Genomic DNA, 20,264 nt, shown 5'->3' on the forward strand with positions numbered 1-20,264 from the left:
GCGGCGACCGCCCCGTAAGCTGGCCGGATACGTAAACCGATCGTTGGTCTAGTTTTGCTAGACCGACAGTCGGTTTGTCAAGGGCGAGGAGGTTCGTGAACAAGAACCGGGAGCGCGGCCGGACCACCCGGGACCGCATCCTCAGCGTGGCCACCGGGCTCTTCGCCACGGCCGGCTACGAGGCGACCTCGATCGAGACCGTGCTGCGCGAGACGGGGATCAGCCGCGGCTCGCTGTACCACCACTTCTCCGGCAAGGAGGCCCTGTTCTGGGCCGTCATGGAGAACCTCGGCGAAGACGTCGGCGCGCGGTTGCAGGAGGCCGTCCGGGACGCCGGGGACGCCGTAGCCACGCTGAGGGCGGGCTGCCTGGCCTGGATCCGGCTGGCCGCCGATCCCGCCGTGCAGCAGATCATGCTGATCGACGCGCCCGCCGTGCTCGGCTGGGAGCGCTGGCGGGAGCTGGACGAGCAGACCCTCGGCGGCATCCGCGCCCTTCTGGCGGAGGCCGCCGGGCAGGGCCGGATCCCGGCGGAACTGGTCGACACGACCGCGCACGTCCTGCTGGCCGCGGTGAACGAGATCGCACTGATGATCTCCCGCGCCGAGGATCCGGAGGCGGCGCTGACGACCGGGGAGGCCACCGTCACCCGGCTCGTCACCGGCATGGTGGGCGCCTGACCCGCGAGTGGCCGAACGGCCCCGAGCAGAGGGCGCCCACCGCGCCGGGTCGTCTCCCCTCCTCGGGACCGGCCGGCTCAGCCGTTCAGGGTGGTCATGAAGGGGGCCGGCCAGCGCTCGCCCGCCGCGGCTCCCAGCGGGAAGGCCTCGTCCAGCAGCCCGCGCTCCCGCTCGGTCAGTTCGACGTCCAGCGCGGCGGCGTTCTGCTCGACCCGTTCCGGCCGGGTCGTGCCGGGGATCGGGACGGCGTCCGGCACCGAGGCGAGCACCCACGCCAGCGCGACCTGCGCGGCGGTCACGCCGCGGTCGGCCGCGATCCGCTGGACGTGCCCGACCAGCTCGCGGTTGCGGACGATGCTGTCTCCCTGGAACCGCGGGTTGGTGCGCCGGAAGTCGTCCTCCGCGAGGTCGTCGGGGCCGCTGATGCTCCCCGTGAGGAACCCGCGGCCCAGAGGGCTGTAGGGGACGAAGCCGATTCCCAGCTCGCGCAGTACCGGGATGACCTCGCTCTCCATGTCGCGGCTCCACAACGAGTACTCGCTCTGGACGGCCGTCAGAGGATGGACCGCGTGGGCGCGGCGGATCGTGTCCGCCGACGCCTCGCTGAGCCCCAGGTAGCGCACCTTTCCGGCCTCGACCAGCTCCGCCATCGCGCCGACCGTGTCCTCCACCGGCACCCTCGGGTCGACCCGATGGAGGTAGTACAGGTCCACATGCTCGGCGCCGAGCCGCTTGAGGGACCCGTCGACGGCCCAGCGCACATGCTCCGGACGCCCGTCCGGGACGGTGCCGTCCGGTGAGTACGAGCCGAACTTCGTGGCCAGCTCGACCCGGTCACGGCGGCCGGCGAGGGCCTCTCCCAGCAGCGCCTCGTTGGTCTCCGGCCCGTAGTGGTCGGAGGTGTCGAGGAAGGTGACACCCAGCTCGAGCGCCCGGTCGATCGTGGCGACGGCGCGCTCCCGCGCGACGGTGCCGTAACCGAACGTCATACCCATGCAGCCGAGGCCGATGGCGGAGACCTCCGCCCCCTGGCCGCCCAACGCACGCCTCAACATTCGAATACTCCTTGGCTTTCGGGGGTGCCGCGGTTCAGGCGGCGGGCGCTCGGAAGCCGGCGACCCTCGCGCCGAAATCCACCACAGGAGCGGCGACCAGCAATTCGGCCAACCGCTCCAGCAACTCCTGCACGTAGGGAGCGGAGAAATGGGCATCGCACGCGGCCTGGTCGGCGTACTCCTCGTACACGAGGAAACGGACCTGGTCGTGGCGGACCACCGAGTAGGCCACCGCGCCCGGCTCCCGTGCCGTTCGCTCCGCCACCTCGGCCAGCGCCGCCTCCACCTCGTCGGCCCGGCCGGGAACGGCCTCCAGCTTCGCCATGGCCACAGTCATCGCACTGCCTCCCGTCGTTCGGTCAGCGCCGAGTCTGCGGCCCCCGCGGCAGCGACGGATAGTAGAAATGCGACCTTCCGCGGCCCAGCACCGCCATCGGGGGCTCCCCGGTGATGCGCCGGAACTCGCGGATGAAGTGGCTCTGGTCGTAGAACCCGGCGTCCAGCGCGGCCTGCGTGTAGTCCGTGCGCCCGTCCAGCAGCAGCGGCCGCACCACCGAACGGAACCGGGCCAGCCGCTGGAACTCCTTGGGCGTCGCACCCGCGGCTTCGGGGAACGTCCGCTGCAACTGCCGCGTCGTCAGCCCCAACTCCCTCGCCAGCCCGTCCACCCGGGTCGTCGCGGGACGGGTGTGGATGCGCCGGACGGCGACGTCCACCCGGGACTCCTCCCGCCCGTGCGAGCGGCGCAACTCCTCCAGCCCGCGGTCGAGCAGCCGCGCCCAGGCCGTCGTCCCGGGCGGCGGGCCCGCCTCCGCGACCTGCTCGACGATCCGGCTCCCGAGCCGTCCCCACAGTTCCTCGGCGCTCACCACGCGATCGGCCAGCTCCGCCAGACCCGGCCCGGTGAAGTGGCGCAAGGCGCCTGCCCGAAAGCGGACGGCGACGAAGCCCGCCTCGCCACGGGGGCTCGGCGTCCAGCGCGTACGGCGCAGGCAGACGACATGGGCGCGCGGCAGAAGCGCACCGTCCAGCTCTACGCCGCCCGACAGGTGGATCCACAACTCCGCGCCGGTCCCCGGGAACACCACCGGCAGCTCTCTCGCGCCGGCGCACCACCAGTACCGCTCGACCATTCCCCGCAGCGCCACCGCCGGCGACACGCGCCCGATCTGGAGCACACCCCAACCCTACCTACGCCATCCCATGGGGCCTCGGAGGGCGGTCTCTGGGGCCCGACGCCCACCTCGGTTCCGGTTCTCTTTTCAGAAGGCGGTGCGGTCCAGCATGTCGTGCATGTATGTGCGGAAGCGGCGGATGGTCGGGGGGTGGTCCGCGAGGCGGCGGGTGCCCTCCGCGTCGACGATGCCCACGTGGATGAACCCGTTCACGATCCAGATGATGTTCCATAGGGCGAGCTCGAGGTCGCAGTCCGCGCGGACCGCGGCCCTGAACATCTCGACCAGGGCGGCGATCATGGGGCGGTACAGGGCTTCGACGTCCTGCACGTCGGCCGCGTCCCCGAGCCAGCGGTGGACCCACAGTGACCGCAGCTCCGGATGGGCCACCGAGAAGTCCAGGTAGCCGTCCACCAGCGAGTGCAGGCCGGCCCGGTCGGGGACGACGCGCTCCATCACCCCCCTGAGGTGCGCGGCCTCGGCCTCGTAGTAGCGGGTCATCACCTCCAGGTAGAGATGCTGCTTCTCCCCCGCGAGACGGCTGACCTGCTGCGCGCTCGTCCCGGCGACCTCCCCGATCATCTGGAGTGTGGTGCCGTCGTATCCGAGCTGCACGAAGAGCCTGGTCGCCGCCTCGACGACCAGCTCGCGCTCCTCCGCCTCCTCCTCGGCAGCCACAGTCCCCCTCCCGGGACGAGCTCTCCTCTTCGCCCCTTCCCGGAACATCCGTCGGCACCAGTGGATAGCCCCACATTTACGGTCATATCTGGACCAGGACAGGCCATTCGCCCGGCGATCGAGGGCGGCCGGTCCACACCTCTGAATCGTGGCCGGAAGTGGTGAGGGAGCCGGGCGGCCGCACCGGTCCACGCCCGCTGTCCGGCTCCTATCCTGGCGTCATGCGCCGCCCCCCGCCGGGATGGAGTTTCGATGGCTCCGCCGGTACAGCGCGGGTTGCCGCGATTAGACGCCGCCGACGTGGCACTCGGCGGACCGCGCCGCGTCCTGGATGAGGAACCGGCTCCGGCCGGGCGGCCCGGGGGTGCGGGATGAGCGAGCCGGCGGAGCGCCCCGGCCTTCATGCCCATGCCTCCGGAGACGGCCGGGTGTACCAGGCCGGCCGCGACCAGCACTTCCACTACCAGGACGGTGTCCGGCGGCGGCGCCGGGCGAGGGCCGGCGAGGTGGCGGACGAGTGCCCCTACCCGGGGCTGGCCGCGTTCGGTCCGGGGCAGGCCCGGTGGTTCTTCGGACGGGACGGGCTGCTCGCGACGCTGACCGCGCGGCTCGACGACCACGCCCGCCGCGGGGGCCTGCTGATGGTGGTCGCCCCGTCGGGAGCGGGGAAGTCGTCGCTGCTCCGGGCCGGGCTGGTGCCCGCGCTGGAGGACGGAGCGCTTCCGGGATCACGGCACCGGCCCTGCCGGCTCCTCACCCCCACCGCGGACCCGGTGGCGGTCCTGACGGCTCATCTCGCGGCGGCGGCCGGTGTCGCGGCGCCCGAGATGGCCGAGGCGACGGCGGGCGGGCCGGAGCCCACGGCGGCGGCGCTGCGCGCGGCGACCCGCGTCGAGGGCTCCGGTGACGGACCGCGCCTCGTCCTGGTCATCGACCAGTTCGAGGAGCTGTTCACCCAGTGCGCGGACGAGTCCGAGCGGCGCCGCTTCGTCGATTTGATCTCGGGTCTCGCCGACGCGGACACCGCCGGCGAGCCACCGGCGGCGCTGGTCGTCTGCGGGCTGCGCTCGGACTTCTACACGCCGTGCGCGGACCATCCGCGCCTGCGCGCCGCGCTCCAGGACGGCCAGGTCCTCGTCGGGCCGATGACCCGCGACGAGCTCACCGAGGCCATCCGGTTCCCGGCCCAGGACGTCGGGCTGGAGGTCGAACCCGGGCTGGTCGAGCTGCTCCTGCGCGATCTCGGGGCCGACGAGCACCGCGGGTACGAGGCCGGGCGCCTGCCGCTGCTGGCGCACGCCCTGCGGACCACGTGGCAGCAGCGGCACGGCCACGTGCTGGCCGTCGACGGCTACCGCGCCACCGGCGGCATCCACCAGGCCGTGGCGACCACCGCGGAGCAGATCTTCAACCGCCTCGACGAGGACGGCCGGCGGATCGCGCCCCTGCTGTTCCCGCGGCTGCTCATCATCGGCGACGGGACCGAGGACGTCAGGCGGCGCGTCGCCCGCGCGGAGCTCCTCGGGGAAGGGCCCGACTCCGCCGCGAGGCGCGCGCTCGTGGACGCGTTCACCCGCGGACGCCTGCTCACGCAGGACCAGGACACGGTCGAGATCACCCACGAGGCGCTGCTGCGCGCCTGGCCGCGCCTGCGCGCCTGGATCGACGACGACCGCGCCGGCCTGCTCGTCCGGCAGCATCTCCTCGACGCGGCGCGGCAGTGGCACCGCGACGGCCGCGACCCGGCCGGGTTGTACCGGGGAAGCCGGCTGGCCGTCGCGCGCGAGTGGGCCGGCCGCGACACGGCCGCCGACCGCCTCGATCCCCTCGCACGCGAGTTCCTCCAGGCCGCGATCCTCCTGGAAGACGGCGAGAGGCGCGCGCTCGCGCGCAGGAACCGCCGCCTGCGCGTGGTCACCGCCGCGCTGGCGACCCTGCTCGCGGTCGCCGCGGTCACCGCGGGGCTCGCCGTCGACCAGCGGAGGAACGCCGCGGCGAACGCCCGGGTCGCGACCTCCCGCGAACTCGCCGCCCGCAGCTCGCTCGCGGACCGGCCGGAGGCGGCCATGCTCCTCGCCGCGGCCGCGCACCGGCAGGCCGACACCACCGAGGCCCGCAGCGCCCTGCTCAGCGCCGGCACCCAGGGCTTCGCGGGCGAGCTGCGCGGCGCCGAGTACGCGATCACCTCGATCGCCTACTCGCCGGACGGGCGTGCGATCGCGGCGGCCTCCGCCGACATCGCCGGAGCCGACCAGAACCAGGTCCGGCCGGCGCACGGGAGCCTGATCCGCTGGGACGCCGCCGGTGGAGGGCGGCCCGTCCACGTGCCCCTCGCGCGCCGGATCCCGCTCGGTGTCGCGTTCAGCCCGGACGGGCGGCTGCTGGCCTCGGTCGAGGGGGACTCCGGCAGGACCGTCGTCACCCTCCGCGACCCCTCGACCCTCGCGCCGATCACCGAACTCGACGACGGGCCGACCTCCAAGGGCGCGGTCGTCCCGCACCTCGCCTTCAGCCGGGACGGCCGGGTCCTCGCCGCTTCCGGCGACCACGCGGTTCGGATGTGGGACGCGGCCACCCACGAGCGGCTGGCCACGATCTCCACCGGCCGCGCCGGCCCGACCGCCTTCGACCTGGCCCCGGACGGGCGGCACTTCGTCACCGGCGGCACGGACGGCACGATCCGCCTCTGGGACGCGCGGACACGGAAGGCGGCGACCCTCCCCGGACGCGGCTGGAACCTCGCCGACGTCCGGTACAGCCCCGACGGGCGCGCCATCGCCACCGCCGACAAGGTCCACCCCGTGGTCCTCTGGGACACCGCCGCCCGCCGGGCTCTGCGGCCGTTGACAGGGCTCCCGGGTCCGGGCGCCGCCGTCGCGTTCAGCGGCGACGGGGCCATGCTCGCGACCGACACCAACGACGGCAAGGTCCAGCTGTGGGACACCGCCACCGGCCTTCCGCTCGCCCAGCTGACCGGACACCAGGGCGGGTTGAACACGGTGGCCTTCCAGCCGCAGGGGCACACGCTCGCGTCGGCGGGGATGGACCAGACCGTCCGCCTCTGGAGCCTGGACCGCTCGGTTCTCACGGTGCACCCCTCGAACTCGGTGAACTCGGTCGCCTACAGCCCGGACGGCCGCACGCTCGCCGCCGGCACCGACGGGACCGTCCGGCTGTGGGACACCGCCACCGGCCGCATGACCCCGATCCCCGCCCCCGCGGGTCCCGCCAACGCGATCGCCTTCAGTCCGAGCGGATCCGTCCTCGCCGCGGGCGCCGGTCAGAACGTCCTGCTGTGGGACACCGCGCACCGCCGCCCGATCACCCGGCTCCCGGCGCGGCCGGGCCTGCCGGTCCAGGGGCTGGCGTTCAGCCCGGACGGGAGGACTCTGGCCACGGTCAGCGGTGACGCGGGAGCCGCCGGAGCGCTGGGAGGGCGCCTGCAACTCTGGGACGTGGGCTCCGGCCGGAACCTCGCCGCCCTCGCCCCGCCGGGGATGGACAGAGGGCAGGTCGGCGGAACCCTCCTGACGGTCGCCTTCAGTCCGGACGGTCGCACGCTCGCCACCGGTGACGCCTCCGGCTTCGTCCGCTTCTGGGACGTCGCGGCGCGGCGCGTCGTCGACGAGTTCTGGAACGGCGCCGCCGGAAGCGTCCTCGCGCTCGCGTTCAGCCCGGACGGCCGCACGCTCGCCACCGGCGGCCAGAACCAGATCGTCCGCCTGTGGGACGCCCGCACCCACCGGCGGATCGCCGAACTGACCGGGCACACGGGCATCGTCTGGCGGCTGGCGTTCGACCGGGACGGCACGAGCCTCGCCACGGCCGGATTCGACGGCTCGGTCCGGCTCTGGGACGTCGCCGCCCGGCGGCTGACCGCCGTCCTGACGAGCCCGAGCCCTTCCATCCTCGGCACCCCGCCGCAGGTCTTCGCGGTCGGGTTCAGCCCGGACGGCGGCACGGTCGCGGCCGGGCGGGCCAACGGGACGATCCTGCGCTGGGACGTCGACCCCTCCCGCGTCGCCGCTCGCATCTGCCGGGAGATCCGGCAGAGCTACCGGCCGGATGAGCTACCGCGGATCGCTCCCGAACTGGCGGACCGCCGCCCCTGCGGATGATCGCTGCACCCGCCTGGACGGGTGCCGGGGTTCAGCCGGTGAAGCGGGCGGTGTAGGTGGTGTTGGTGCCGACGGCCTGGCAAGGGCCGCTGTAGCCGTTGATGTCGAGTTCGCCGCTGGGCGAACCGCCGGAGAAGTCCACCCTCATGCTGCCGGAGACCGGCTGGTAGAGGCAGGAGTAGATGTAGTCGCCCGAGGCGGTGAACTGGTTGAGGCCCGCCGCGGCGATCCGCGCGTCCGGCCGGACGGTGACGGTGTCGCCGGAGATTTCGACGGTGGTCATGTCGATCTGGGCGCCGCGTTCGGGGAAGCAGGCGGTGTTGGTGCCGAACCAGATCGCACCCACCTCGGGCGTCCCGGCCGGGAAGCCGGAGCGCAGGCACACCTCGACGGGATTGACGCCGTTGGTCGTGCCGACCCGCGCGACCGTCGGCATCACCTGGAGCCGGGCGGTGCGCTGGAACGACCGGCCGCCGACGGTTCCGCTGAGGCTCACCGAATACGTGCCGGCCGGGATGCCCGGCTCGCCTTCGGGGGTCGGCGACTCCTCGGGCGGGCTCGACGACTGCGGCGGGGAGGGGCTGTCGATGACCGTGATCGCCGGCGACGGGGCGGGCGTCTCGGGCGGGGCGGCCGGTACCTGGGGCGCGGGGGTGGTGACCGAGGAGGCACCGGTGTTCTCGGACGGGTTCAGCTGGGAGCGGAGGAGCAGGCTGCCCGCGACGACGGCGGCCGTCACGGGGATCATCGCCAGGGCGAGCAGGTGCGGGGTTCTGAGGCGCGGGCCGGACCGGTCGGCGGACCGAGCGGGATGGCCTGCGCCGGGCCCGGCGCCCGCGGCGGGCAGGGCCGGTCGCGCGGGCGCCGGAGGCGCGGGGGCCAGGGCCGCGGGTGCCTGCTGCAAGGGTGTGGGCGGTGCGGCGGGGAGTCCCGGCGCGGCCGATGAAGCCTGCGCGCTCCGCCCGTAGGCCCGCAGAGCACCGAGGGCGAAGACGGCCTTGGGGTCGGCCGTCGTGGTGGGCGCCCGGCCCAGCCTTTCGGCGACGAGGTCGGCGATCCTGGGCATCCGGGTCGCGCCCCCGGCCAGGTAGACGGCCGCCAGGTCGTCCGGGGAGAGGCCCGCGCCCTCGATGGCGGCCGAGAGCTCGTCGACGGTCCAGCGCAGCATCCGGTCGGTCGCGTCCTCGAACTCGGTGCGCGTGACCGTGATCGCTTCGGGGAGGCCGTCGAGCCGGAGCGACGCGGTGACGTTCCCGGAGAGCTCGTGCTTGGCCTCCACGACCTGCTGGCGGACCACTTCGGAGCCGTTGCGCCGCCGGGTCAGCGCGCCCCAGGCGGCGGCGTCGAGGGCTTCGGCCCGTTCCGCGACGATGCGGTGGAGGGCCTCGTCGAGGTCGCCGCCTCCGAAGCCCTCGTGCCTCACCGGCCGTCCCAGGATCTCCACCCCCTCCCCGGTCCGGCGCACCACGGTGACGTCGAGGGAGCGTCCGCCGAGGTCGTAGACCGCGACGCTGCCACCGGGCAGGGGGTCGTGGAAGGCGACGACGGCCTCCGCCTCGGTGAGGAACCACGGCAGCGGCAACCCGGCCTCGGAGGCCGCCCGGCCCAGCAGCACCGCCTCACGCGAACCCCACGGCGCGGGGTGGGTCAGGACGACGCGGTCGAACCGCTCGACCCCGCGCTGCCGCGCGGCCTCCAGCGCGATCTGCCGCAGCGGTGCGGCGGCCAGCGTGACGGCCGGCATGTCCCGGTCCGCGACGCGCACGGATTCAGCGGTGACCAGTAATTGCCGGAGGTCCCGCACGACGCTGCCGGGAAACGCCTCCGCCAGTTGCGCGGCCGGATTCCCCGGGGTGAGCCGCCCGTCGGGCCCGACGAACACCGCGGACGCGACGGGCCCGCCTCCCGCCGGCTCGTCGAGATCATTTGCACGCGACGCCCCGAGAGCGAACGAGCCGCCGAAGTCGATGGCCAGAACCGGTCGTTTCATCGTGCCCCCTGAATTCCATTGTGGCCGCCGACGATACGCGCGTCGGAACCCGCAGGCCAGCACTCCGATCACGGCCCGAATTCTCCGCGCATTATGTGTCGGCTCAAATACGATGATCTGCGTTCCGGTGCCGGACCGCGTGACATGATTCGACTCGGACCGCGGGTCGAATGGGCGGTCCCGCACGCCGAAAGGATCTCCGATGGACGCCGTCGCGGACTGGACGACGAGGATCGCGGAACGGGTCGCCCCGGACGAGGCCGACTTCGCCGCCGAGGTGGGGAGGGCCTACGCGTCCGGCGGGAAGTCCCGCGCCGCGCTGTTCCCCCGGCCCGGCGCCGAGCCCGGCGGCTTCGGGCCGGCGGACCTGGTCGGCGACCTGCCGGTCATTCTGCGGGCGCTGGCCGACTCCGCGGAAAGCCTGCGGCACCTTCTCGCGACGAAGGAACTGGGAAACGTCGTCGCCATCGTCACCCTCGCCGTCGCGGCGCGGCAGTCGAGGTCCGGTGCCCGGAAACAGGACGGCGGCGGCCGCACGGCAGGAAAAGGGGATGGCGGCACCGGGAACGGCGGGAAAGTCAACCGGGAAAACCCGGATATCCGTCCCCCGGACGGCGCGGCGAAGGAACTCGCCGGAGGCGGCGGTGGAAGCGGCACCGGAAGCGCCGCACCGGAAGCGAAGGCGCTGGAATCGGCCCACCGCGAATTAGCCGACCGGCTGGCGAACGACGGAATTCTCCGCCCGCACGCGGAACTGATCGCCTACCGGCTTCTGCTGGAGTTCCTGTCCGACCCCGGAGGCGGCGAGGAGTTCCTCCGCCGGCTGAGAGGCGAGCCGTAGGCATGAGGCGCGCGGCGCCCGGCGGGATCCTCCCCCCGTGGATCTGGCTGTTCCTCGTCCTCTACCTCGCCTGGGGGCTCCGGGGCCAGGTTGCGGGCATCCGCCGGTGGATCGACGCCTTCAGCGGAGACGGCGACTACGCGCCCCTGGTCGGGCGCACGTCGCTGGTCCTGCTGAGACTGCTCGTGGTGGTGGAGCTGCTGCCCGTCGCGATGCTGGTGGCGGGCATCCTCAGCGTGGGCTTCCCCGCCCTCAGGGCCCGCTGGGTGGAGCGGAGCCTACGACTCGTGCCCGCCGACGGCCGTCCCGTCACCGCCGAGATGCAGCGGTTCGTCGACGGCTACGCGCCCGGCACCGAGCTGCGCTTCACCGTGAGCGGCCGGCGGCTCGCGCGCGCCTACCCGGCGGGATGGCGGCGCGCGCGCATCGCCGTCTTCCTGCCGCTGGTCCATCTGTGGCGCAAGGACCGGCGGACCGCCCAGGCGGTGCTCCTGCACGAGGTCGCCCACGTCCGTCAGGGCGACCACCTGGTGGTCGGCCTGGGCAGCCCCTTCGTCTGGGTCGTCCGGACCTGGGCACCGGTCTTCGTGCTGCTGGGCCTGCTGCCCGTCCTGGTCTACTTCCTGGTCGCGCCGCACGCCCTCGCCGCGGCGATCGGCGCCCAGCTCGTGCTGGTGTCGACCCGGCCGCTGCGGGTCCTGATCCTGCCGGTCGCCGCGCTGTGGCTGTCGGAGATCAGCGCCGACCGGCTGCCCGTCCAGATTCTCGGCCCGGACGACCTGCGCCGCGCGCTGGCGGCGGCCGGCGGGCGCGGCACGCTCCGCTCGCTGCCGTCCCATCCCCCGCGGCTCCTCCGGCGCTGGGCGTCCGCGCCCCACCCCGCGGGCACGGCGGCGCTGCTCGCCGCGTGGCCGGCCACGATCGTCGTTTCGCTGCTGATCGCGCTGGCCACCGCCGCGCCGGCCTATCTCCTGATCGGCACGTCGGTCTCCGGCACCGCCGACCGCCTGCTCGCGGGCACCCACGCGCTCCTGGCCGACGCCCGCCTCACGACCGCGGCCGCCGTCGCGGTGCTGCTCGCCTGGCCGTACCTGGTCCATGCCTGGACGCGGTGGTGGCTCCCCGGCGCGCCCTCGCTGCCGTCCGACGCCCCGCGCGTCTACCAGGCGGCGGCCCTGTTCCCGGCAGCCCTGTTCCTCGCCTCGTTCCTGCCACTGGCCGCGTCCTGACGACCCCGCGACAGGCATCGGCGCGGGTCAGGGCTCGAAGCGGTAGCCCATCCCGGGCTCAGTGATCAGGTGGCGCGGGCGCGCCGGGTCGGGCTCCAGCTTCCGCCGCAGCTGGGCGAGGTAGACGCGCAGGTAGTTCGTCTCCTTCTCGTAGGTGGGCCCCCAGACGTCGTGGAGCAGCTGCCGCTGCGCGACGAGCTTTCCGGGGTTGCGGACCAGGACCTCCAGGATGTTCCACTCGGTGGGGGTCAGCCGGATCTCCCCGCCCGCCCGGATCACCCGCTTTGCCGCCAGGTCGACGGTGAAGGACGCCGTCTCCACCACGGCGGCGGCCTGCTCGGCGGGGGCCGCGCGCCTGACCGCCGCGCGCAGCCGGGCCAGGAGCTCGTCCATGCCGAACGGCTTGGTGACGTAGTCGTCGGCTCCCGTGTCCAGGGCCTGGACCTTCTCCCCCGAGGCGTGCCGCGCGGACAGCACGATGATGGGGACGTCCAGCCAGCCGCGCAGCCCCTGGATCACCTCGACGCCGTCCATGTCCGGCAGCCCGAGATCGAGCACCACCACGTCCGGCGTCCTGCGGGCGGCCAGGTCCAGGGCGGTGCGGCCGTCGGGGGCCGTGTCCACCTCGTAGCCGCGCGTCTTCAGGTTGATGCGGAGTGCCCGGACGAGTTGCGGCTCGTCCTCGACGAGGAGAATGCGCGTCACAGTGGCCTCCTTCCCTCGTCGCGGGACGCGGAGTCCCCGGCGGCGCCGGCGGGCAGCGTGAAGACCATGGTGAGGCCGCCTCCCGGCGTGTCCTCGGCCTGCAGGGTGCCGCCCATGGCCTCGGTGAAGCCCCGGGCCACGGCGAGGCCGAGGCCCACTCCGTCGCCCCGGGGGGAGTCGCCGAGCCGCTGGAACGGCGCGAAGATCTGCTCCCTCGCCGCTTCGGGGACCCCCGGGCCCCGGTCGGCCACGCGGATCTCGACCTCTTCGCGCGGCAGGCCCCCTCGCAGCGCGCAGGCCGACAGGGTGACGGCGCCGGTGCTGTGCCGTACGGCGTTCTCGACCACGTTGGCCAGTGCCCGCTCCAGCAGGCCCGGGTCGGCCAGGACGGGCGGCAGCGTCTCGGGGACGTCGACCTCCACGCGGCCCGCCGGGACGCCCTGGAGAGCGGGCGGCACCACCTGCTCCACGGGGACCGGCTGGGTCAGCGGGGACACCGCGCCCGTCTGCAGGCGGCTCATGTCGAGCAGGTTGCCGATGAGCCCGTCGAGCTTGTCGGCCGACTCCTCGATGGTGGCCAGCAGCTCCGCCTCGTCTTCGGGGTCCCAGTCGACGTCGGTCTGTCGGAGGCTGCTCACGCCCGCCTTGATCGAGGCCAGCGGAGTGCGCAGGTCATGGGAGACCGCAGCGAGCAGCGCGGTGCGGATCCTGTTGCCCTCGGCGAGCCGGCGCGCCCCGGCGGCCTCCTCGGCCAGCCGCCGCCACTCCAGGGCGGCGGCGGCCTGCGACGCGAAGGCCGACAGCACCCGGCGGTCGGCGGCGGGCAGGACGCGGCCGCGCAGCGCGAGCACGGTCTCGCCGCCCCGCTCCGGGGCGACGGCGGCCCGCACATCGGCCTCATCGGGATCGGAGCACGGCTCGGGGCCCGTGGACCCGAGGGTCCTCCAGCCGTCGCCGGTCCTCTCCAGCAGCGCGACCGAGCTCACGCCGAAGGTCTCCCGGACGCGTTCCAGCAGGGCGGGCAGCGCCTTCTCCCCGCGCAGCACGCTCGTCGCCAGCATGCTCAGCGTCTCGGCCTCCGCGCCGCTGCGCGCCGCCTGCCGGGACCGGCGGGCGGCGAGGTCGACCACCGAGGCGACCGCCGCCGCCACCCCGATGAAGATCGCCAGTGCGATGGCGTTGTCCCGGCCGGCGATGGTGAGGGTGTGGAAGGGCGGCGTGAAGAACCAGTTGGCCAGGAGGCTGCCCAGCACGGCGGCGGCCACGGCCGGCCACAGCCCTCCCGCGAGGGCCACACCCACGGTCAGGGCCAGGTAGAAGAGGATGTCGGTGACCAGACCGAACTGGAGGCCCGTCCCCGCCAGCAGTGCCGTCAGCAGCGGTGGTCCGGCGACCGCCAGCGCCCATCCCGCGCCCCTGCGCCGGCGGCTGAGCGCGGAGCCGCTCCTCCGGACGGCGCCGCGGCCGTCGCCCGCGTGCTCATGGGCGACGATGTGGACGTCGAAACCGCTCGGCTCCCGGGTCACGGCGGCCTCGACACCGCCCCCGGACAGCCGCCGCCGACCGGCGCGGCGCCCGGACCCGAGGACCAGCTGCGTCGCGTCGACGGCGCGCGCGAACTCCACCAGCGCCACCGCGACGTCGTCGCCCACCACCTGGTGGAAGGTCCCGTCGATGCTCTCCACGAGGGCGCGCTGGCGCGCCGTCGCGGCCGGGGAGCCCTCGGCGAGGCCGTCGCTGCGCACGACCCGGACGGCGAGGAGGTCCGCGCGGCCGGCCCTCGCCCCCATCCGGGCCGCGCGGCGGATGAGTGCGTCGCCCTCGGGGCCGCCGCTCAGCGCGACCACGATGCGCTCGCGCGCCTCCCAGGGCTCGGTGATGCCGTGCTGGTCGCGGTAGCGGGCCAGGCCCTCGTCCACGCGGTCCGCCACCCACAGCAGCGCCAGCTCGCGGAGGGCGTTGAGGTTCCCCGTCCTGAAGTAACCGGGCGGCGCGTCGCCGGCCTGGTCCGCCGCGTGGACGTTCCCGTGGGCGAGCCGCCTGCGGAGCGCCTCGGCGGTCATGTCGACCAGCTCGATCTGGTCGGCCCGCCGGACGACCGCGTCCGGGACGGTCTCGCCGTGGCGGACTCCGGTGATGCTCTCGACCACGTCGTTCAGCGACGCCAGGTGCTGGATGTTGAGGGTGGAGACGACGTCGATGCCCGCCTGGAGGAGCTCCTCGATGTCCTCCCACCGACGGGCGTTCCGGCATCCCGGGCCGTTGGCGTGGGCCAGTTCGTCGACCAGCGCCACCTCGGGGCGGCGGGCCAGGACGGCGTCGACGTCCATCTCGGCGGACCACGTCCCGCCGTGGGACGTCCGCCGCGGCGGGACGACCTCCAGGCCGCCGAGCTGCTCGGCCGTCCGGGAGCGTCCGTGGGTCTCGGCGAAGCCCACGACCACGTCGGTGCCGCGCTCGGCGCGCCGGCGTCCTTCGTTCAGCATGGCGTAGGTCTTGCCGACCCCGGGCGCCGCGCCCAGGTAGATGCGCCACGTACCTCGACCGCCCATGCCGAGCGCCGCCTCGTCCCTCGCCGGAATCATCCCTTTCTGGGCCTGGCGAAATCTAGCAAGGCCTGGTGAGCGCCCCGCGCGTCCGGGCCCGGCGCGCATCCCGAATTGACGTCGTCTTGACGACCGCCGGACCAGCGCTTTCATGACGGCGGGGTCACAGCCGGGGCCGCGGTCGATCACGCGAACCCCGACCCGGCCGGCGTGCGCGCTCGCGGTCACCGTGACGGGGGTCCGGTCCCTCCTAGGCGCCGTACGGGTGGTCACGGTCGAGTTCGAGGTTGAGCCGGAGGACGTTGACCACCGGCTCACCCATGAACCCGAGCGCGCGGCCGGTCTGGTTGTGCCGGACGGCGGCCAGCACCTGCGCCTCGGAGATGCCGCGCGCCTTGGCCACCCGCGGCGCCTGGAGCCTCGCGTAGGCGGGCGTGATGTGCGGGTCCAGGCCGCTGCCGCTCGCGGTGACGGCGTCGGCCGGCACCTGCGGTTTCGCGGGCGCGTTCCCCCTGACCGGGACGGTCAGGCCCGCGGCGAGATCCTCGTCCGGCCTGGCGCACTCGACCCGGACGCCCTTGTAGGCGGCGATGAAGGGGGCGGTGGGGCAGGCCTGGTTGGCGCTGACGACCCTGGAGGGCCTGGGGACGCTCCCGTCGGGTGCGCGAGTCCCGAACACCTTGAGCACGGCGCCCACCCCGTCCGGCGTGCAGTACGGTCGCCTGCCGTCCACGCCCTCCAGGTCGGCGACGGCCTTGCTCCGCGAGCAGACCCGGGTGAGGAGGCTCTGATCGCCCTCGGCCCCGGCGGCCGGGTCGGGGAGCGTGTCCAGGACGCTCTCGGGCCCGAGGTTGCTCGCGGCCGTCGAGGTCGGGTCGTATCCGTCGCCGGCCGCGGACGGGCGGCTCTGGAAGTACTGCTTGAGCGCGTTCCCGTCCCTGCCGGTGAAGGACTGGCCGATGAGCGCGCTGCCCGCGGCCCTGCCGTCCGCGGTGCGCACGATGCTCCCGTCGGCCCGGCTCTTCAACCCGGGGAGTTGGGCGACCGCGAAGACGGCGAGCGGGTAGGCGACACCGAGCACGGCGGTGAGGACCAGCAGCGCGCGGATCGCGGCCACGTGCAGGCGGATCCAGGTTGGCATACGCATGTCAGGACATCCCCGGAAGGAACTGGACCATGAGGTCGATGAGCTTGATGCCGGCGAACGGCGCGGCGATGCCGCCGAGGCCGTAGACCCCGAGATTGCGCGACAGCAGCTTGGACGCGCTGCTCGGCCGGTACTTCACCCCGCGCAGGGCCAGCGGGATCAGCGCGACGATGATCAGCGCGTTGAACACGACGGCCGACAGGATCGCCGACTGCGGGCTGGAGAGCCGCATGACGTCGAGGGCGTCCAGTCCCGGGAAGAGCGTCACGAACAGCGCCGGGATGATCGCGAAGTACTTGGCGATGTCGTTGGCGATGGAGAACGTGGTCAGCGCGCCCCGGGTGATCAGCAGCTGCTTGCCGATCTGGACGATCTCGATCAGCTTGGTGGGGTCGGAGTCGAGGTCGACCATGTTCCCGGCCTCCTTGGCGGCGGAGGTACCGGTGTTCATGGCGACGCCGACGTCCGCCCGGGCGAGGGCGGGCGCGTCGTTCGTCCCGTCCCCGGTCATGGCCACGAGGCGGCCGCCCTCCTGCTCCCTTCTGATCAGGGCGAGCTTGTCCTCCGGCCTGGCTTCGGCGAGGAAGTCGTCCACGCCCGCCTCGTCGGCGATCGCCTTGGCGGTCAGCGGGTTGTCGCCAGTGATCATGACGGTGCGGATGCCCATGGCCCGCATCGCCGCGAACCGCTCGCGCATGCCCCGCTTGACCGCGTCCTTGAGGTGGATCACCCCGAGGACGCGCGCTCCCCCACCGGCGGACTCGCCGACCACGAGCGGCGTCCCGCCGGAGGCGGAGATGCCGTCCACGATCTGGGCGAGCCCGGGCGGCACGGTGCCGCCCTGCCCGCGAACCCAGTCGGCGACGGCGCCGGCCGCTCCCTTGCGCAGCGACCGCTCGGCTCCCTCGTCCAGGTCGACGCCCGACATCCGGGTCCGGGCGGTGAACGCCACCCAGTCGGCGTGGGAGAGTTCCCCGGGCGTGCGCTCGCGCAGCCCGTAGCGCTCCTTGGCGAGGACGACGACCGAGCGGCCCTCGGGCGTCTCGTCGGCGAGGCTGGCCAGTTGCGCCGCGTCGGCCAGTTCGCCCTCGGGGATCCCGTCGAGCGGGATGAATTCGGCCGCCTGCCGGTCGCCGAGGGTGATGGTGCCGGTCTTGTCGAGCAGCAGGGTGCCGACGTCGCCGGCGGCCTCGACGGCGCGTCCGGACATCGCCAGGACGTTGCGCTGGACGAGGCGGTCCATCCCGGCGATGCCGATCGCCGACAGCAGCGCGCCGATCGTCGTCGGGATCAGGCAGACCAGCAGCGACACCAGCACGATGCCGGTCACGCCCTGGGCGCCCAGGGCGGGCGAGTCCGGCACTCCGGGGTCGCCGGCCCTGGAGTAGATCGCCAGCGGCTGGAGGGTGGCGGTGGCGAGCAGGAAGATGATCGTCAGCGCGGCGAGCAGGATGTTCAGCGCGATCTCGTTCGGCGTCTTCTGCCGGCCGGCGCCCTCGACCAGGGCGATCATCCGGTCGATGAAGCTCTCGCCGGGCCGCTGGGTCACCCTCACCACGATGCGGTCGGACAGCACCCTGGTGCCGCCGGTCACCGCCGACCGGTCGCCGCCGGACTCCCGGATGACCGGGGCCGACTCGCCCGTGATCGCCGACTCGTCGACGCTGGCGATGCCCTCGACCACGTCGCCGTCCGCGGGGATGATCTGTCCTGCCTCGACGACCACGATGTCGCCCTGCGTGAGCGAGGGGGCGGGGACGGACTCCTCCGCCACGTCCACGGCCCCGGGCTCCCAGCCGACCAGGCGCCGGGCCGTCATGTCCCGCTTCGCCCGCCGCAGCGTGTCGGCCTGGGCCTTGCCGCGTCCCTCGGCCACCGCCTCGGCCAGATTGGCGAAGACGACCGTGAGCCACAGCCAGACGACGACCAGCCAGGCGAACCACGTCGGGTCGGTGGCGGCCAGGATCGTGGACCACACGGCGCCGACCTCGACGATCAGCATGACCGGGTTGCGCCACAGCGTCCGGGGGTCGAGCTTGCGGACCGCGTCCGGCAGGGACCGCAGCAGCTGCCGCGGGTCGAGGAGGCCGCCCTGGACGCGGCCCACCGGTTCGGGAACGGGTGGCTGCGCGGGGACCCGCGCGGTCTGCGTGATGGACATCAGCGGATTCCTTCCGCCAGCGGCCCGAGCGCGAGCGCGGGCAGGAACGTGAGCGCGACGAGGACGACGGTGACGCCCGCGACCATGCCGACGAACTGGGGCCGGTGCGTGGGCAGGGTTCCGTCCGATTCGGGGGTGTGCCCCTGGCGGGCCAGCGAGCCGGCCAGAGCGAGCACGAAGATGATCGGCAGGAACCGGCCGAAGGCCATGCACAGGCCCAGCGCCGTGTCGTACCAGACCGTGTTGACCGTGAGGCCGGCGAACGCCGAGCCGTTGTTGTTGGAGGCGGAGGTGAACGCGTACAGGACCTCCGAGAGCCCGTGCGGCCCGGAGTTCAGCAGGCCCGCGCGGCCGCTGCCGGTCGCCATCGCGGCGGCGGTGCCGGCGAGCACGAGCGCGGGCGTGACCAGGAAGTACAGCGCGGCGAACTTGATCTCGCGGCCGCCGATCCTCTTGCCCAGGTACTCGGGCGTGCGGCCCACCATGAGCCCGGCCACGAACACCGTGATCACGGCGAGGACCAGCATCCCGTACAGGCCGGAGCCGACGCCGCCGGGCGCGACCTCCCCGAGCATCATGTTGACCATCGTCATCATGCCGCCGAGGCTGGTGTAGGAGTCGTGGAAGGAGTCCACGGCGCCGGTCGACGTCAGCGTGGTCGCCGCGGCGAAGACCGCCGAGTCGAGGACGCCGAAGCGCGCCTCGGTGCCCTCCGTCGCCCCGCCCACCGCGGTCGGCACCGTGCCGTGGTGCATGCCCTGGAAGACCATCGTGAGCGAGACGCTCACCAGCGCGATGACGCCCATCACCGCCGCGATCGCGTACCCCTGCCGGACCTGGCCCACCATGCGGCCGAACGTCCGGGTCAGCGCGAACGGGATGACCAGGATCAGGAAGATCTCCAGCCAGTTCGTCCACGCCGTGGCGTTCTCGAAGGGGTGCGAGGAGTTGGCGTTGTAGAAGCCGCCGCCGTTCGTCCCGAGTTCCTTGATCGCTTCCTGCGAGGCCACCGGGCCTCCCGTCAGCGTCTGGGCGCCGCCGGCGATCGTGTCCACCGTGTGGTGGGCCGGATCCCAGAAGTTCTGCACCAGCCCCCCGGACACCAGCACGACGGCGCCGACGAACGCGATCGGCAGCAGGATCCGCAGCGATCCCCTGGTCAGGTCGACCCAGAAGTTGCCGAGGTGCTCGCTCTTGCGGCGCGCGAAGCCGCGCACCAGCGCGATGGCCACGGCCATGCCCACGGCGGCCGAGACGAAGTTCTGCACCGCCAGCCCGGCCATCTGCACCAGGTGGCCCATCGTCGACTCTCCCGAGTACGACTGCCAGTTGGTGTTGGTCACGAAGCTGACGGCGGTGTTCCAGGCCTGGTCGGGCTTGACCGGGTCGAAGCCCAGGCTGAGCAGGAGGCGGTCCTGCACTCGCTGCACCCCGTAGAGGAACAGCACGCCGACCACCGAGAAGGCCAGGACGCTGCGCGCGTAGACACCCCACCTCTGCTCGGCCCTGGGATCGACCCCGACCAGCCGGTAGACGAGGCGTTCCACCCGCGAATGCCGGGTCCCGGAATAGACCCGGTACATGTAGTCGCCCAGAGGCCCGTACGACAGCGCGAGGGCGAGCAGGAGAGAGCCGAGGAAAATGATCCCGGCGACCGTCGGGCCCACTAGAAGCGCTCCGGGAAGAGAAGGGCCGCGACCATGAGGACGACCAGCAGCACGGCCAGCGCCAAGCCGATTCCGTTCTCCGCGGTCACAGTCGCTCGACCGCCCTCACGACCAGTGCGAACACGGCGAAGACCCCCACCGTGAGCAGGATGAACGCCAGATCTGCCATTTCTCGATTCCTTGGGGGCGGCACTCTGCCGCCATGGGGCACCGGGTGCTCGTCGCACCCGCACCCGCTTTGGGTGCGTTAGGAGTCAACGGCACTTCTCGGG

Annotated in this window: 15 protein-coding genes; 4 read left to right on the forward strand and 11 right to left on the reverse strand. The window is 73.5% G+C overall.

From position 1 onward, the window contains the following. Nucleotides 1-95: 95 nt before the first annotated feature. Entirely contained in the window at nt 96-680 is a 585-nt protein-coding gene (locus FKD65_RS19635) for a TetR/AcrR family transcriptional regulator (RefSeq protein ID WP_141578877.1), read from the forward strand. Between the two features lie 77 nt (nt 681-757). Here FKD65_RS19635 and FKD65_RS19640 read toward each other — a convergent pair whose 3' ends face one another. The 4 genes from FKD65_RS19640 to FKD65_RS19655 all read right to left on the reverse strand — a co-directional run bounded on the left by FKD65_RS19640 (nt 758) and on the right by FKD65_RS19655 (nt 3,588). Continuing rightward, nucleotides 758-1,735, reverse strand: a complete 978-nt coding sequence (locus tag FKD65_RS19640) for an aldo/keto reductase (protein ID WP_141578878.1) — start codon at nt 1,733-1,735, stop codon at nt 758-760. Between the two features lie 34 nt (nt 1,736-1,769). Further along, on the reverse strand, nt 1,770-2,072 hold the full coding sequence (locus FKD65_RS19645) for a putative quinol monooxygenase (protein ID WP_141578879.1): 303 nt from the start codon (nt 2,070-2,072) through the stop codon (nt 1,770-1,772). Between the two features lie 22 nt (nt 2,073-2,094). Beyond that, nucleotides 2,095-2,913, reverse strand: a complete 819-nt coding sequence (locus tag FKD65_RS19650) for a helix-turn-helix domain-containing protein (RefSeq protein ID WP_141578880.1) — start codon at nt 2,911-2,913, stop codon at nt 2,095-2,097. Between the two features lie 84 nt (nt 2,914-2,997). After that, the gene (locus tag FKD65_RS19655) at nt 2,998-3,588 is read right to left on the reverse strand and encodes a TetR/AcrR family transcriptional regulator (protein ID WP_168221113.1); all 591 of its coding nucleotides are present in this window, start codon (nt 3,586-3,588) and stop codon (nt 2,998-3,000) included. Nucleotides 3,589-3,959: 371 nt separating this feature from the next. Between FKD65_RS19655 and FKD65_RS19660 the strand changes: the two genes are divergently transcribed. Further along, on the forward strand, nt 3,960-7,706 hold the full coding sequence (locus tag FKD65_RS19660) for a WD40 repeat domain-containing protein (RefSeq protein ID WP_141578882.1): 3,747 nt from the start codon (nt 3,960-3,962) through the stop codon (nt 7,704-7,706). 31 nt (nt 7,707-7,737) lie between these two features. Here the strand turns inward: FKD65_RS19660 and FKD65_RS19665 are convergent, their stop codons facing one another. Next, a complete protein-coding gene (locus tag FKD65_RS19665; protein ID WP_141578883.1) occupies nt 7,738-9,696 on the reverse strand; it encodes an Hsp70 family protein in 1,959 nt (652 codons plus the stop codon). Nucleotides 9,697-9,898: 202 nt separating this feature from the next. Between FKD65_RS19665 and FKD65_RS19670 the strand changes: the two genes are divergently transcribed. Continuing rightward, a complete protein-coding gene (locus tag FKD65_RS19670) occupies nt 9,899-10,537 on the forward strand; it encodes a hypothetical protein (protein WP_141578884.1) in 639 nt (212 codons plus the stop codon). A 2-nt stretch (nt 10,538-10,539) separates the two neighbouring features. After that, nucleotides 10,540-11,766 (forward strand): M48 family metalloprotease, encoded by a 1,227-nt coding sequence (locus FKD65_RS19675; protein WP_141578885.1) that lies wholly within the window; start codon nt 10,540-10,542, stop codon nt 11,764-11,766. A gap of 27 nt (nt 11,767-11,793) precedes the next feature. Here the strand turns inward: FKD65_RS19675 and FKD65_RS19680 are convergent, their stop codons facing one another. The 6 genes from FKD65_RS19680 to FKD65_RS19705 all read right to left on the reverse strand — a co-directional run bounded on the left by FKD65_RS19680 (nt 11,794) and on the right by FKD65_RS19705 (nt 20,081). Then, complete coding sequence (locus FKD65_RS19680; protein ID WP_141578886.1) at nt 11,794-12,471, reverse strand: response regulator; 678 nt, start codon at nt 12,469-12,471, stop codon at nt 11,794-11,796. After that, nucleotides 12,468-15,023: an ATP-binding protein gene (locus tag FKD65_RS19685; protein WP_141578887.1), complete on the reverse strand. Its 2,556-nt coding sequence runs from the start codon at nt 15,021-15,023 to the stop codon at nt 12,468-12,470. The genes FKD65_RS19680 and FKD65_RS19685 overlap by 4 nt, the downstream gene beginning before the upstream one ends. 244 nt (nt 15,024-15,267) lie before the next feature. Continuing rightward, nucleotides 15,268-16,158, reverse strand: a complete 891-nt coding sequence (locus tag FKD65_RS19690) for a potassium-transporting ATPase subunit C (protein ID WP_205718872.1) — start codon at nt 16,156-16,158, stop codon at nt 15,268-15,270. 7 nt (nt 16,159-16,165) lie between these two features. Further along, nucleotides 16,166-18,325 carry a potassium-transporting ATPase subunit KdpB gene (kdpB, locus tag FKD65_RS19695; RefSeq protein ID WP_141578889.1) on the reverse strand — a complete coding sequence of 720 codons (2,160 nt, stop codon included), beginning with the start codon at nt 18,323-18,325 and terminating at the stop codon, nt 16,166-16,168. Continuing rightward, a complete protein-coding gene (kdpA, locus tag FKD65_RS19700) occupies nt 18,325-19,992 on the reverse strand; it encodes a potassium-transporting ATPase subunit KdpA (RefSeq protein ID WP_141578890.1) in 1,668 nt (555 codons plus the stop codon). The genes kdpB and kdpA overlap by 1 nt, the downstream gene beginning before the upstream one ends. Beyond that, complete coding sequence (locus tag FKD65_RS19705) at nt 19,992-20,081, reverse strand: K(+)-transporting ATPase subunit F (protein ID WP_141578891.1); 90 nt, start codon at nt 20,079-20,081, stop codon at nt 19,992-19,994. Before FKD65_RS19705 ends, kdpA begins: the two co-directional genes overlap by 1 nt. Nucleotides 20,082-20,264: the final 183 nt, after the last annotated feature.

Origin of the sequence: Actinomadura sp. WMMA1423 (assembly GCF_006547145.1) — a bacterium.
Classification (GTDB): Bacteria; Actinomycetota; Actinomycetes; order Streptosporangiales; family Streptosporangiaceae; genus Spirillospora.

Bases quoted from the DNA above. Each gene is read 5' to 3' on its own strand.
- FKD65_RS19665 (WP_141578883.1), bottom strand. From the start codon at position 9,696: ATGAAACGACCGGTTCTGGCCATCGACTTCGGCGGCTCGTTCGCTCTC.
- FKD65_RS19670 (WP_141578884.1), top strand. From the start codon at position 9,899: ATGGACGCCGTCGCGGACTGGACGACGAGGATCGCGGAACGGGTCGCC.
- kdpB (WP_141578889.1), bottom strand. From the start codon at position 18,325: ATGTCCATCACGCAGACCGCGCGGGTCCCCGCGCAGCCACCCGTTCCC.
- FKD65_RS19690 (WP_205718872.1), bottom strand. From the start codon at position 16,158: ATGCCAACCTGGATCCGCCTGCACGTGGCCGCGATCCGCGCGCTGCTG.
- FKD65_RS19660 (WP_141578882.1), top strand. From the start codon at position 3,960: ATGAGCGAGCCGGCGGAGCGCCCCGGCCTTCATGCCCATGCCTCCGGA.
- FKD65_RS19685 (WP_141578887.1), bottom strand. From the start codon at position 15,023: ATGGGCGGTCGAGGTACGTGGCGCATCTACCTGGGCGCGGCGCCCGGG.
- FKD65_RS19645 (WP_141578879.1), bottom strand. From the start codon at position 2,072: ATGACTGTGGCCATGGCGAAGCTGGAGGCCGTTCCCGGCCGGGCCGAC.
- FKD65_RS19640 (WP_141578878.1), bottom strand. From the start codon at position 1,735: ATGTTGAGGCGTGCGTTGGGCGGCCAGGGGGCGGAGGTCTCCGCCATC.
- FKD65_RS19675 (WP_141578885.1), top strand. From the start codon at position 10,540: ATGAGGCGCGCGGCGCCCGGCGGGATCCTCCCCCCGTGGATCTGGCTG.